The organism is Variovorax sp. GW821-FHT10C12 (assembly GCF_059415405.1).
Map to the genome: position 1 here is coordinate 644390 of NZ_JBWKNE010000001.1, position 13688 is coordinate 658077.

At 67.6% G+C, this 13688-nt stretch carries 14 protein-coding genes; 10 read left to right on the plus strand and 4 right to left on the minus strand.

Translation table 11 applies throughout. The features are described from left to right. Positions 1-76: 76 nt before the first annotated feature. Entirely contained in the window at positions 77-463 is a 387-nt protein-coding gene (locus AC07OH_RS03040) for a DUF4259 domain-containing protein (RefSeq protein WP_495299534.1), read from the minus strand. A gap of 319 nt (positions 464-782) precedes the next feature. On the opposite strand from AC07OH_RS03040, the gene AC07OH_RS03045 reads away from it, so the two are divergent. Together AC07OH_RS03045 and AC07OH_RS03050 are read left to right on the plus strand one after the other, a co-directional pair. Then, the gene (locus AC07OH_RS03045; protein WP_495299535.1) at positions 783-1784 is read left to right on the plus strand and encodes a hypothetical protein; all 1002 of its coding nucleotides are present in this window, start codon (positions 783-785) and stop codon (positions 1782-1784) included. A 44-nt stretch (positions 1785-1828) separates the two neighbouring features. Beyond that, complete coding sequence (locus AC07OH_RS03050) at positions 1829-2629, plus strand: DUF1266 domain-containing protein (protein WP_495299536.1); 801 nt, start codon at positions 1829-1831, stop codon at positions 2627-2629. Positions 2630-2636: 7 nt separating this feature from the next. On the opposite strand, the gene AC07OH_RS03055 is transcribed toward AC07OH_RS03050, so the two are convergent. Continuing rightward, positions 2637-3467 carry a class I SAM-dependent methyltransferase gene (locus AC07OH_RS03055; protein ID WP_495299537.1) on the minus strand — a complete coding sequence of 277 codons (831 nt, stop codon included), beginning with the start codon at positions 3465-3467 and terminating at the stop codon, positions 2637-2639. Positions 3468-3523: 56 nt separating this feature from the next. Beyond that, positions 3524-5416 carry a sigma-54-dependent Fis family transcriptional regulator gene (locus AC07OH_RS03060; protein ID WP_495299538.1) on the minus strand — a complete coding sequence of 631 codons (1893 nt, stop codon included), beginning with the start codon at positions 5414-5416 and terminating at the stop codon, positions 3524-3526. A gap of 237 nt (positions 5417-5653) precedes the next feature. Between AC07OH_RS03060 and adh the strand changes: the two genes are divergently transcribed. Together adh and AC07OH_RS03070 are read left to right on the plus strand one after the other, a co-directional pair. Then, a complete protein-coding gene (gene adh, locus AC07OH_RS03065) occupies positions 5654-7174 on the plus strand; it encodes an aldehyde dehydrogenase (RefSeq protein WP_495299539.1) in 1521 nt (506 codons plus the stop codon). After that, the gene (locus AC07OH_RS03070; protein ID WP_062476386.1) at positions 7174-7551 is read left to right on the plus strand and encodes a DUF779 domain-containing protein; all 378 of its coding nucleotides are present in this window, start codon (positions 7174-7176) and stop codon (positions 7549-7551) included. The genes adh and AC07OH_RS03070 overlap by 1 nt, the downstream gene beginning before the upstream one ends. Before the next feature lie 15 nt (positions 7552-7566). Here AC07OH_RS03070 and AC07OH_RS03075 read toward each other — a convergent pair whose 3' ends face one another. Next, positions 7567-8484 carry a LysR family transcriptional regulator gene (locus AC07OH_RS03075; protein WP_495299540.1) on the minus strand — a complete coding sequence of 306 codons (918 nt, stop codon included), beginning with the start codon at positions 8482-8484 and terminating at the stop codon, positions 7567-7569. A gap of 141 nt (positions 8485-8625) precedes the next feature. On the opposite strand from AC07OH_RS03075, the gene AC07OH_RS03080 reads away from it, so the two are divergent. From AC07OH_RS03080 to AC07OH_RS03105, 6 genes are all read left to right on the plus strand, one after another. After that, entirely contained in the window at positions 8626-9042 is a 417-nt protein-coding gene (locus tag AC07OH_RS03080; RefSeq protein ID WP_489057180.1) for a YjfI family protein, read from the plus strand. Between the two features lie 12 nt (positions 9043-9054). Next, a complete protein-coding gene (locus AC07OH_RS03085; protein WP_495299541.1) occupies positions 9055-9777 on the plus strand; it encodes a PspA/IM30 family protein in 723 nt (240 codons plus the stop codon). A gap of 2 nt (positions 9778-9779) precedes the next feature. Next, entirely contained in the window at positions 9780-10139 is a 360-nt protein-coding gene (locus AC07OH_RS03090) for a hypothetical protein (protein WP_495299542.1), read from the plus strand. 42 nt (positions 10140-10181) lie between these two features. Then, entirely contained in the window at positions 10182-10826 is a 645-nt protein-coding gene (locus tag AC07OH_RS03095; RefSeq protein ID WP_070059349.1) for an OB-fold-containig protein, read from the plus strand. Positions 10827-10947: 121 nt separating this feature from the next. Then, positions 10948-13116 (plus strand): flotillin family protein, encoded by a 2169-nt coding sequence (locus tag AC07OH_RS03100; RefSeq protein WP_062476401.1) that lies wholly within the window; start codon positions 10948-10950, stop codon positions 13114-13116. 14 nt (positions 13117-13130) lie between these two features. Further along, complete coding sequence (locus AC07OH_RS03105) at positions 13131-13676, plus strand: TFIIB-type zinc ribbon-containing protein (protein WP_095947463.1); 546 nt, start codon at positions 13131-13133, stop codon at positions 13674-13676. Positions 13677-13688: the final 12 nt, after the last annotated feature.

The following is a 13688-nucleotide window of genomic DNA, read 5'->3' on the forward strand; positions in this document are numbered from 1 at the left end:
AAAAGAGGCAGCTGTCGCCACTCGTTACGTAACACGGCGCAATTTTTTATCGGAACGTCCGCGGCGTTCAGGGGGCTCAGTTGCGCAGCCGGGCCTGCAGGCTTTTCAGGTTCGCGAGCCACGCGAGGTAGTCCTCGTCGTCCTCGCCCAGCTCGGCCCAGGTGTCGTGTCCGTCGGCATCGGGGTCGTCGAGGATGGCCTGCAGGGCGTCGGCGGCGGCATGGCGCAAGGCGGCGGGCGGGGCGGCCTTGCCGGTGCACCAGTCGACCGCGTCCGGGTGCGCATCGGCGCTGCCTTGGCCGGCGAGCAGTGCCAGTATTTCGCCCGCAGCGACGGTGCCTTCCGTCGAACCTGAATCCAGCGTCTCCTGGATGAATGCGAGCGCGTCATCGGCTTCCTGCAGTTCAGCCAGCCAATCGAGTGCCTCGTCGTTGCCGAAGCCTGCCGTGGACCATGTACCCATTCGTTTGACTCCCGTGTGTGGCGTGGCCACGGTTTGCAGATTCAGTGATGCTAGCGGCCCGATGGCGTGATCGCGCGCCCTCTCAGAATTCGTCAGAATGCCGAACGACGCTTCCAAGTAGCATGGCCGCGCCTCTGAAAAAGGGGCGTGATCATCCAGTCCGTGAGCCGCCGGGGACCACCTCCTTCGGGCCGGCATTGCGGCAATGTCCTTCCAGGGCATTCCGCGGTCACGACCGATCTGCCGTGCATTGCCAACGGAAGCACAGGTCGGGCCGCATACCAATTCACATGTCCACGGTTTCAGGGAGAGATTCAGCATGTCATTCGTTTTTTCGTCCTTCACCGATCACCTGGGCGCGCTGCCGCCCGAACGCTCGCGCCACGGCGATGCGTTGCGTGCACGGGTCCAGCAACAGGTGCAGGCGCCGCTGCATGCCGACCTGTCGGGCTTCGCTTTCCTGCCCGACCAGACCGACCACCCCGACCATGTAGACGCACCGCAGGTGTTCGCGCAGGCGGTCGAGCAGATGTACCTGCCCAAGCCCTGGCTGGGCGACGAGATCCCGCTGTTCTTTCTCGGCTACCACGCCATGAACCGGCTCAGCGGCAAGCGCACCTCGCAAGGGCTGCTGCTGACCGACCAGGCCGTGTATGTGCAGGACGACTTCACCGTGCTGTCGGCCGCACCGCCGCCGGCGCAGGGGCATGCCTTGCCGGCGCGTGCGGACGACGCGCCTTCGTTCGTCTCGATGCTGCTCGCCCGTTACAAGGCGTGGAAGGACTGGTCGGGTATCGCCGACGAACCCGAGCCGGTGCTGCTCAAGCGCTGCGGCGAACTGCTGACGCCAGCGGTCGCGGCGGTGCTCGCGTACCACGCGGAGAACGGCAGCCAGCGGCAGGCGCAGCAGCGCGTCTGGACGCTGGCCGAGCTGGTGGCCGACTACGGCGCGGCCGACACCTTGCTCGACCCCGCCAACCCGAAGCTGGCCAAGAAGCTGGGCAAGGTGACGGACAAGTTCCAGATTCCCGCGGGCGAGACGCTGCAGTTCGCGTTGGCCGACTTTCCGCTGTTCGGCGGCCCCTACGGCGTGGCGCTGACTGCGCAGGCCCTGTACGGCAAGGACCTGATGGAGTCGCCGCTGCGCATCGCGCTGGAGCGTGTGGAGGCGCGCGCGCTGCAGATCGGGGAGAAGGGCGACCAGCTGCTGACCGGCTCGACCCCGCCGATGGCGTTGCCCGCGCACATGAAGGAATCGCTGCGCGCACCGTTCCTCGCGTTCCTGCAGCAGGAAGTCGTGCGGCTGCAATCGCGGGCCTGATCGATCTGCCCGCGCGCCATTCAACAAATTTCGGAGGGGTTTTCATGGGGTTCAAGGACACGCTCGCGCACGCGATGCTCGACAACGACAAACTCAAGTTCGACGCCGCCGCGCCGGCGCTTTCCGCGCAGGAGCAATGGCTGGTCACATTGAGCACGCCGCTGTCGGCCTTCAACGGCGACTGCGTGAACGCGGTGCTCACCGGCAAGGACAACGACACCCTGCGCGAGGGCGTCGCGCAGGTGTGGAACGTGACCGATCGCGCGAGCTTCGAGCAGACCGCGCGCTGGCTGACCGAAGAAGGGCAGCGCGCGAAGTACCTGCCGGCCTGGAAGGCCATCGGCGCGATCGATGCGGCGGTGTTGTCCACGCCCGGCGTGCTGCGCCTGGTCATGGACGCGTGGTTTCCTGCGTTCTTCCAGATCAAGGCGCGCGAGCATCTGGACATGCGTGCGCTGTCTGCGCAGACCGGACATTCGAGCGCCGAGCTGAGCCAGTTGATGACGGGCAGCCAGAGCTGGGTCAATGCTCTGCGCAAGCACTTCGGCGTGGCGCCGGCGCAGTTGACCAGCCTGGTGGCCTGGGACGCGGTGCGTCTGGCCAATCTGTCGCGTTGGGCGGTGCAGCTGGGCTACATCGAGCGCGCGGAGTTCGCGGGTTTTGCTGGCGGCCTGGAGTCGCAGGTGCGCGCGGCCCATGCCAACTGGTCGCAGGTGAGTGCCGCGTACATCGCGGGCGGCCTGATCTGGCAGTACTCTGACGCACGCGAAGAGCACCTGCTGCGCACCAACCGCCTGCTGCTGAGCGACACGCGCAGCCCGTGGCGCAGCGTGCCTTTCGCCTGAACAGGCCCTAGTCCTTCGCCTTCAGCGCGTACACGGCGTAGACCGGCACGCCCAGGAAGAACAGCACCATCGGCGCGAACAGCGTGTAGGGCCAGCCGTAGCCTTCCATCACGCGGTAGGTGCCGTCCAGATGCAGGCGCGGATGGGGCTGCGTGAGGTCTTCGTACCGGCGCAGGCCCCAATGGAACTCCGCACCCGTCGCGCGCACGGACGGATGTTGGCGCGCGCGGCCCACGGCCAGCCAGCACATCGCGTCGAAGGCCAGCACCGAGCCCGCAGGCGCGCGTTCGCCGAAGGTGGCGAGCACGGCGTTCACCTGCTCGGGCGTGAGGTACATCAGCACGCCCTCGGTGAACAGGAAGACCGGCTGCGCCTGGCGCTTGCGCGGCAGGCCGAGCTGCTCCCACCAGTCGGGCGCCGTCAGGTCGAGTTCGCGCAGGTCGTGGCGCGGATGGGTTTCGGGCAGCAGCTCGCGGCGCAGCTCGAGCACCTCGGGCAGGTCGGCGTCGGTCATGCGCGACTTGCCGTCGTCCAGCCATTGGAAGTAGTGGCTCAGGCCGCAGCCCATGTTCACGATGCGCGCGCCCGGGTGCAGCTTGAGAAAGTCTTGCGCCAGGCTGCGAAAGCGCCGCGTGCGCGCGAGGATGCCGTAGATGGTCGTGCGGTCGTCGGGCAGGGCGTGGTCGTCGTCGCGGATCTGCTCGAGGATGCCGGCGGCGTAGGCGTCGCGCACGGCCATCTGCGGAAACAGCGCATCGCCCGAGGCCCGCGCGGCCAGCGGAATCCGCAAGGTGGACGGCACGGCCGAGAGCTTGCGCGCGGGTTTGCCGGTGGTCATGAATGCGGGAGCAGGGCCATGCGCAAAGTCTGGCCGGTCCCGCGCGCGCGGGCAAGTCAGTCTTTGGTGTTGCCCGCGGGCGGGCGCTGGCGCGCGAGATGGCGGTACACGGTGGCGCGGTGAACGCCGAGCCGGCGCGCCGCGCGCGCCACGTCGTGGTCGCAGGCGCGCAGCGCTTCGTCGATGGCGTGGCGCGTGATGGTCTGCAGGGGCGCGTTGGGTTGCGACGCCGTGGCTTCGCTGAAGTCGGCGACGGGCGCGGCGTCGTGCAGGTGCGCGGGCAGCGCATCGGCCGTCACCGCGTCGCCCGGGTCGGCCAGCGCGACCAGCGCACGCAGCACGCTGCGCAGCTCGCGCACGTTGCCGGGCCAGCGGTAGGCGGCCAGGCGCTCCAGCGCGTCGTTCTCCAGGCACAGGTGCTTGGCGGCACCGCCCGATTCGAGAAACAGCCGCGCGATCAGCGCACGCCGGTCGGCACGTTCGTGCAGGGCGGGCAGGGCGACGGTGAAACCGGCCACGCGGTACATCAGGTCGGCGCGAAAGCGCCCGGCCTCGACCAGCGCGGGCAGGCCGGCGTGCGTGGCGCAGACCAGATCGAAATCGACCGCCACGCCCTGGCCGCCGCCCAGCGGCGTGACCACGCGGCCTTCGAGCACGCGCAGCAGGCGTGTCTGCAGCGCGAGCGGGATCTCGGCGATCTCGTCGAGAAACAGTACCCCGCCGTGCGCTTCGCGGATGCGCCCCGGCATGCCCTTGCGGCGCGCGCCGGTGAAAGCGCCTTCTTCATAACCAAACAGCTCGGCCTCGATCAGTGTCTCGGGCAGCGAGGCGCAATCGACCGCCACGAAGGGGCCTGCGCTGCGGCGGCTGGCGGCGTGCAGGCGGCGCGAGAACACCTCCTTGCCGCTGCCGGTCTCGCCGTTCACCAGCACCGGCACGCCTTCGTTGAGCACGCGCACGGCGCGCGCCAGCAGCGGGCGCACCACGTCGTCGTTGTCGACAGGGGCGGCGTTGGCGGCCATCACCTGTCGTGCGCCGGTGCGGCCCGTGCCGCTGTTCGCCGTGCCGGTGCGCTCCATGACCGTCGCGATCTGCCGTCCGCCCGGCAGCGTGAGCAGGCTGCGCCGGTGCTCCATGCGCGGCCATTGCGCGCCCAGGAATTCTTCGGCGTCGAGGTCGAGCAGGCCCTCCCATGTGCGGCCGAACAGGTCGAGCGCCACGCGGTTGGCCGCCACGATGCGGCCGCCCTCGATCACCATCAGCCCTTCGCGCGCGGTGCCGATCAGCGCCGGCCGCGCATGGAAGCGCAGCACGTGGCCCGAGGCCTCGGCCAGCAGCATGCGGTGCTCGACCTGCTGCGCCGCCATGCGCACCAGGCCCAGGGCGTGGTGGTTCACGCGCGCGGTCTCGCCCGAGATGTCGAGCGCACCGGCCAGCTCGCCGCGTCCGCTGAAGATGGGCGCCGCCGCGCAGCCCAGCCGGCCGTTCTGCGCCAGGTAGTGCTCGCCGCCCAGCACCATCAGCGCCGCACGCTCGGCCAGCGCGGTGCCGATGGCGTTGGTGCCGCGGTGGCTCTCCGACCATGCCACGCCGGGCTGCAGCGCTACGCGCTGGGCCTTGGGCAGGAAGTCGGGGCTGCCGATTTCTTCGAGGATCAGGCCGGTCGCGTCCGACAGCGCGACGATGCAACCGTTGCCCACCGCATGCTCGGCGAGCCCGTCGAGCTCGGGCTGTGCGCAGCTGAGCAGGCGCATCGCCTGCTCGCGGCGTTCGTTGAGCAGCGAAGGTGCCATCGGCGTGGGGTCGATGCATTGCGGATCGACCGGCCGGCTGCGCTGCCACGAGCGCGAGATGTGCGGCGCGATCCACGGCGCCGGGTCGCGGCCCTGCGCGAAGAACAGCTCACGCGCCTGTGCGACGCTGACCGAAGGTGCGGAGGCTTCACTCATCTTGCGGAACTCCGTTGGCGGGATTGCCGGCGATTCGCCTTGTGCGACATCGTAGTCGCCGTATTCGCGCAAACATGTCGCAGATTGCGAATGGAAACCCTCTGCGCGGGCCGCGCCCCTCTGGCGCGGGGCTTGGGGATTGTCCCGATCCCGACGGGTATGCCGCTTGCGGTGCCTGTGCGGGCCGCCGCATGTCGTGGTGCCGCCCGTTCACACCTTACCCAACGGAGACAACCCATGGACATGCTCGAACCGGGCAAATTCGGTACCGCAGTGCCTTTCAAGGCGCGCTACGGCAACTACATCGGCGGCGAATGGGTCGCGCCGGTGGAGAACCAGTATTTCGGCAACATCACCCCCGTCACCGGCAAGGTCTTCTGCGAAGTGCCGCGCTCCAGCGCCGCCGACATCGAGCGCGCGCTCGACGCCGCCCACAAGGCCAAGGGCGCCTGGGGCCGCACCTCGACCACCGAGCGCGCCAACATCCTGAACCGCATCGCCGACCGCATGCAGGAAAACCTGGCCATGCTGGCCGCGGCCGAGACCTGGGACAACGGCAAGCCGATCCGCGAAACGATGGCCGCCGACCTGCCGCTGGCCATCGACCACTTCCGCTACTTCGCCTCGTGCATCCGCTCGCAGGAAGGCGGCATCAGCGAGATCGACCACGAGACCTTCGCGTACCACTTTCATGAGCCCATCGGCGTGGTCGGCCAGATCATTCCGTGGAACTTCCCGATCCTCATGGCCGTGTGGAAGCTCGCGCCCGCGCTGGCGGCCGGCAACTGCGTGGTGCTCAAGCCCGCCGAGCAGACGCCGGTGTCGATCCTGGTGCTGCTGGAGGTCATCGGCGACCTGCTGCCGCCGGGCGTGCTCAATGTGGTCAACGGCTTCGGCGTGGAGGCGGGCAAGCCGCTGGCGTCGAGCAATCGCATCGGCAAGATCGCTTTCACCGGCGAGACCACCACGGGCCGGCTGATCTCGCAGTACGCGAGCCAGAACCTCATTCCGGTCACGCTGGAGCTGGGCGGCAAGTCGCCCAACATCTTCTTTGCCGACGTGATGGAGCGCGACGACGCCTTCTTCGACAAGGCGCTCGAAGGCTTCACGATGTTCGCGCTGAACCAGGGCGAGGTCTGCACCTGCCCGAGCCGCGCGCTGATCCAGGAGTCGATCTACGACCGCTTCATGGAACGCGCACTGAAGCGCGTGGCCGCCATCAAGCAGGGCAGCCCGCTCGACGCGGCCACCATGATCGGCGCGCAGGCCTCGAGCGAACAGCTGGAAAAGATCCTGTCGTACCTGGACATCGGCCGGCAGGAGGGCGCGCAGGTGCTCATCGGTGGCGAGCGCCAGCAACTCGACGGCGATCTGGCCGACGGCTATTACGTGAAGCCGACCGTCTTCCGCGGCCACAACAAGATGCGCATCTTCCAGGAGGAGATCTTTGGACCGGTCGTGTCGGTCACCACCTTCAAGGACGAGGAGGAAGCGCTGGCGATTGCCAACGACACGCTCTACGGCCTGGGCGCCGGCGTGTGGAGCCGCGACATGAACCGCGCCTTCCGCATGGGCCGCGGCATCCAGGCCGGCCGTGTGTGGACCAACTGCTACCACCAGTACCCGGCGCATGCGGCCTTCGGTGGCTACAAGCAATCGGGCATCGGGCGCGAGAACCACAAGATGATGCTCGACCACTACCAGCAGACCAAGAACCTGCTCGTGAGCTACAGCGAGAACAAGCTGGGCTTCTTCTGATGACCGGCGAGGTCCTGCGCGTCACCGCGACCGATGCGGCGCTCGCGCTCATCGACGACCTCGCCGCCCGGCACGGCCCGCTGATGTTCCATCAGTCGGGCGGCTGCTGCGACGGCAGCGCGCCCATGTGCTACGCGCAGGGCGAGTTCATCGTGGGCGACTACGACCGGCTGCTGGGCCGCATCGGCGGCATGCCGTTCTACATCAGCGGGCCGCAGTTCGAGTACTGGCAGCACACGCAACTGATCATCGACGTGGTGCCGGGACGCGGCGGCATGTTCTCGCTGGAAGGGCCGCTGGGCGTGCGCTTCCTGACGCGCTCGCGGCTGTTCACGGAGGCGGAGTGGGCGGTGCTCGAGGCGGAGGCGGCGGGGTAGGGGCCCGGCCGGTCGTCAGTTCGACGAAGCGAGCAGCTGCCGCACCAGCAACTGCGTCGCCGGCGTCAGCGCCGCGCCCGCCTTCGTCGCCATCAGCAGGCGCCGTGTGGCCCAGGCGTCCTTCAGGTGCACCACCTTCAGGTCGAGCGCGGCCACCTGCGCCTTGCAGGCGGCCAGCGGCACCACGCCGATGCCGAGGTTGGCCGCGATCATGTGACACATCGCATCGAAGCTGCGCACCTGCACGCGCAGGCGCATCGGGATGCCGGCCTGCTCGGCCGCGCGCGAGGTCAGTTCGAGCAGGGAGCTGCTGCGGTTCAGCCCCACGAACTCGTGTGCGAGGCAGGTCTTGAAGTCGACCTGCTTCGCGCGCAGGCGCGCCAGCGGATGTGGCTTGGCGCACAGCACCACGAGCTCGTCGGTCTGGAAGGGCGCGACGTCGAGGCCGTAGGCGGGTGTGTTCTCGGCGAACACGCCGACGTCGGCGAGGCCGTCGACCAGCGCGCGCACGATGTCGCCGCTCAGTTGTTCCTCGACCTCGACGCGGATATCGGGATGCTGTCCCAGGAAAGTCGCCAGCGTGGTCGGCAGGAACTCCGTCAACGCCGACATGTTGGCCCACAGCCGCACATGGCCGCGCACGCCGCTGGCGTAGTCGCCCAGCTCGTTGCTGAACTGCTCGAAGCCCTGGAACAGGCGCATCGCATGCTGCATCGCCACGTGCCCGGCGGGCGTGAGCGCGATGCCTTGGGCGCTGCGTTCGAGCAGCTTCGAGCCCGTGGCCGCTTCGAAGTCGGACAGGCGTCGGCTCGCCGCCGAGAGGGCGAGGTGACACGCCTCCGCGCCCTTGGTGATGCTGCCCGACTGGGCCACAGCGCAGAAGAGGCGCAGCGTCACGAAATCGACACGCGCGGGGTTGATGGTGCTGGCCATCGGCGGATTCTAGAGAGCGCGCCAGTGCCGAAAGTCATGCGCATGGGTTCAAATAATTTTTGACATGTTATGTCGCTGCACCTATAGTGAATCCATCGAAGCATCGTGCGCTTCCCACGGTAGACAACCCCAAGGAGAGGTATGCAATCACTGCTGGATCAACTCGAAGGCCTCGATGTGCTGGCCGGTGCCGCGATGGGCGGACTGCCCGTGCAGTTGCAGCCGATTCCGGGCAGCACGCCGGTGGTCCAGGTGAGCATCGAGGGGCGTGACGAGCTGCCGATCTTCGTCACCAGCTCCGACATGCAGATCATCTGCATCTGCTACCTCTGGACCGAGGAAGACGTGAAGCCCGCGCGGCGCACCGAGCTGCTCGAATCGCTGCTCGACCTCAACCCGTCGGTGCCGCTGTCGTCCTTCGGGCGCGTCGGTGGTCGCTACGTACTCACCGGGGCGCTGGGGCGCAACGCGAGCGTCGAAGACATCGCACGCGAAGTGGCCGTGCTCAGTGACAACGCGCTCGATGCACTCGACGCCTTGTCCGAATTCCTGAATTAAGCGGAGATCATCATGACAGTCATCAAGAAGCTGGTCACCTTGCTGCGCGGCAGCGCCCGCGAAATCGGCGAGAGCGTGATCGACAGCAATGCCACGCGCATCTACGAGCAGGAAATCATCGACGCCAAGCACAGCATCGAGAAGGCCAAGGGCGACCTCACCGGCGTGATGGCCAAGGAGATGCAGTCGGCCCGCGAAATCGAACGCCTGAAGGGCGAGGTCGCGCGCTACGAAGGCCTGGCGCTCGAAGCGCTCAACAAGACCCAGGAAGGCCTCGCACTCGATGTGGCGGCCAAGGTCGGCACGCTCGAGCAGGAGCTCGAGGAGCAGGCCAAGGCCCACGCCTCGTATGCGCTGCAGGTGTCGCGGCTCAAGGACCTGATCAAGTCGGCCGAGGCGCGCATCCGCGAGCACGAGCGCGAGATCGGCATTGCCAAGACCACCGAGAGCGTCTACCGCGCCACGCAGTCGATCTCCGAGAACATCGGTAGCGGCGGCTCGCGCCTGGCCAGCGCGCGCGAGTCGCTGGAGCGCATCCGCTCGCGCCACGAAGACCTGTCCGATCGCATGGCGGCGGGCCAGCAGCTCGAAGACGAGTTCGGCCACAGCGCGCTCGAAAAGAAGCTGGCCGCGGCGGGCATCGGCAACGACGCCGACCGCACCGGCAGGGTGATGGAGCGCATCCGCGCCCGGCAGGCCAAGCCGTCCGAACCGTCCAAGCCGGTTCAGGAGTGACGATGGTGCGGGTCAAGCCGGTACGCTGGCAGGGCTCGGACGAGGCGATCCGCGCGGTCCAGGTGGCCTTCGACGTGGAAGAGGCCGTGCTCGAGGCCGTGCGCACCGCGGCGTTCGAGCAGCATGTGTCCACGCCCGACCAGATCCGGCAGGTGCTGGGCCTGGCGACCACCTCGAAGCCGAAACGGCCGCGCCTCACGGTGTCGTTGAACACGGCCGACTACGAATTTCTGGCGGCGCGTTATGGTCTGTCACCTGACGACCGCCTGGCCATCAAGGAGAGGGCCACGCGCGAACTGATTGCCTTTGCAGGCAAGGCGAACAAGAAGAACACCGGCACGAGGAAGCCGGGCGGCAGGTAAGAAGAAAAGAGAACAACAACCAACCCGCACGCGGGAGGATCAATGGGCGATTTCATGGGAGCGGTGACGGGGTACCCCACCGCGATCTACACGGTGCTGCTGGGCGTCGTGGTGATCTATTGGGTGCTCGCGGTGGTCGGCATGGTCGACTTCGAGAGCAGCGGGATCGACGTCGACCTGCAGACGCATGCCGACGGCGACACCAGCGACATGGGCCAGATCGCGAGCTACGTGGTCGCCTTCGGCCTGAACGGCGTGCCGTTCTCGGTGGCCGTGAGCCTGCTGGTGCTCGTGGCCTGGACGCTCTCGTGCCTGGGCGGCGAGTGGCTGCTGCCGCTGGTGCCGACGATGGTGCTCAAGCTGGTGGCCGGCACGGTGCTGCTGGTGGTCAGCGCGGCCCTTGCCATTCCGGTGACGGCGGTGGCCATCCGTCCGCTCAAAGGCCTCTTCGTGAGCCACACGGCCGTGAGCAACGCGGCGCTGGTGGGCCAGGTCTGTCGCGTCGTCACCGGCGTGGTGAACGAGAAAGACGGCCGCGCCGAAGTGGCGCGCCGTGGCGCCAGCCTCAACATCCGCGTCTGGGCGCCCACGCCCAACGCCCTCAAGCGCGGCTCGCACGCGCTCATCCTCGAATACGACGAGGTGGCCGCGCGCTACCTCATCGCGGCGCACGAAGACATCGTCTGAGAAGGCGTGAACGAACCCGCCATGTCCGTTCATCGGCCACGCCGGATTCGTTCACACCTTCTGACTGCGCGCATCTCTCACCCAAGTTCGTTCGCTCGCTCTTAAAGCATCTGGAGAAAAAATGGAGCCCATCATCTTCGCCGTGGTCATACTGGCCGTCGTCATCCTCGGCCTGTTCGCGATGTTCGCCAAGTTCTATCGCAAGATCGAACAGGGCCACGCCCTCATCGTGAACACGCTGCGCGCCGAGCCCGAGGTGACCTTCACCGGCCGCATGGTCTACCCGATCATCCACAAGGCCGAGCTGATGGACATCTCGGTCAAGACCATCGAGATCGACCGCTCGGGCAACGAAGGCCTCATCTGCCGCGACAACATCCGCGCGGACATCAAGGTGAAGTTCTTCGTGCGCGTGAACAAGACCGCCGACGACGTGCTGAAGGTGGCGCAAGGCATCGGCTGCGCGCGGGCCTCCAACCACGAGACGCTCGAAGAGCTGTTCTCCGCCAAGTTCTCCGAAGCGCTCAAGACCGTGGGCAAGTCGATGGACTTCGTCGACCTGTACCAGGCGCGCGACGGCTTCCGCGACGAGATCATCAGCCAGATCGGCAACGACCTGTCGGGCTACGTGCTCGAAGACGCCGCCATCGACTACCTCGAGCAGACCCCGCTGTCGGAGCTGGACGCCAACAACATCCTCGATGCGCAGGGCATCAAGAAGATCACCGAACTCACGGCGGTCGAGCACGTGCGCACCAACGAGCTGCGCCGCAACGAGGAAATGCAGATCAAGAAGAAGAACGTCGAGACGCAAGAAGCGCTGCTTGAGCTCGAGCGCCAGCAGGCCGACGCCACCGCGCGCCAGCAACGCGAAATTGCCAGCGTGCGCGCCCGCGAAGAAGCCGAAACCTCCAAGATCCAGTCCGAAGAGCGCACCAAGTCCGAAACCGCGCGCCTGATGGCCGAGCAGTCGGTCTCGGTGCAGCAGGAGAACGTGCAGCGCGAGAAGGAAGTGGCCGAGAACAACCGCAAGCGCGCGGTGGCCATCGAGGAAGAAAAGGTCACGCGCGCCCGCGACCTCGAGATCGTCGATCGCGAGAAGGAAGTGACCCTGCAACGCATCGAGAAGGACAAGGCCGTCGAAGTGCAGAAGAAGGCCATTGCCGACGTGATCCGCGAGCGCATCGTGGTCGAGCGCACGGTGGCCGAACAGGAAGAAGCCATCAAGGAACTGCGCGTGGTGGCCGAAGCCGAGCGCACCAAGAAGTCGGTCGTGATCATGGCCGAGGGCCAGGCCGAAGAGAAGATGGTGCTCGACGTGAAGGCCGCCGAAACGCAAGAGAAGCGCGCCCGCCACAAGGCCGCCGAAGAACTCACGCTGGCCGACGCCAAGCTCAAGGTGGCCGAGCGCGACGCCGAATCGAAGAAGCGCGAAGCCGAGGGCGTGGAAGCCATTTCCGCCGCACCGGGCCTGGCCGCCGCCAAGGTCGAAATCGCCACGGCCCAGGCCAAGCTCGCAAGCTTCGAAGCCGAGGCTTCGGGCAAGGAAAAGCTGGGCCTGGCCGACGTGCATGTGCGCCAGGCCGATGCCGACGCGATCCTCAAGGCCGGCCAGGCCGACGCGCAGGTCATCGAGGCCCGCTCGCAGGCCGAAGCGGCCGGCATGCGGGCCAAGTTCGAGGCCGAGGCCTCGGGCAAGGAAAAGCTGGGCCTCGCCGAAGTCAACGTGCGCACGGCCGACGCCGAGGCCACGCTCAAGTCGGGCCAGGCCGATGCGCAGGTCATCGAAGCGCGCTTCAACGCCGAGGCCAAGGGCCTGCACGAGAAGTTCGAGGCCATGAAGTCCATGAGCCCCGAAACCCGCGACCACGAAGAGTTCCGCATGCGCCTGGAAAAGTCGCACATCGAAACCATGAAGGGCATCGACGCGCAGACGTCCATTGCCAAGGAACAGGCCGACGTGCTGGGCACCGCGCTCGCCAACGCCAAGATCGACATCGTGGGCGGCTCGGGCGACTACTTCGACAGCTTCGTGCGCTCGCTCTCCGTGGGCAAGGGCATCGACGGCGTCATCTCCAAGAGCCAGGCGGTGCAGGTCGCCTTCAAGGAACAGCTCTCGGGCGAGCGCGACGTGGTGAAGGACCTGCGCGACATCGTCGGCGCGCTGGGCAATTCGTCGGGCGAAATCCAGAACCTCAGCGTGGCCTCGCTGATGAGCAAGATCGCCAACGACGGCACCGAAAGCCAGAAGTCGGCGCTGCAGAACCTGATCTCCTCCTTCCGCAACTGAGCCGGGGGCGCGCGATGAACCCGAACCTGAAGTGCAGTTGCGCCGCCCATGCCGCGATGCAGCCCGTCGCACTCGCCGAAGCCCTGCTCGGCGTGCAGTGCGGCGACTGCCACGGCATGGTGATGGACATGGACGACTGGCGCAGCTGGAAGGCCGCCGACCCGAAGCGCGTGCCGCACGAGGTCGACGACGAGGTGATCGAGGTGTTCGACATCGCCGCCGTGCGCCACTGCCCGGAATGCGAGCGCCTGATGCAGCGCCTGCGCGTGAGCGCCGGGCCCGACTTCCGCATCGACCGCTGCGTGGCCTGCCAGAACCTCTGGTTCGACCAGGGCGAATGGCGCGCCCTCGTGAGCCGCGGCCTGGCCGGCCGGCTCGACGAGCTGCTGTCCGACGGCTGGCAGCGCCGGCTGCAGACCGAGGAGGTGCGCGAGGCGCGCCTGGCCGCGCTGCGCCGCCGCTACGGCGACGACTGCATCGACGAGCTGGACCGCATCCGCGCCTGGCTCGACACCCAGCCTCACCGCGACGAATTGCTCGCACTGCTGCGCGCGGACTGACCGCGCCGATCC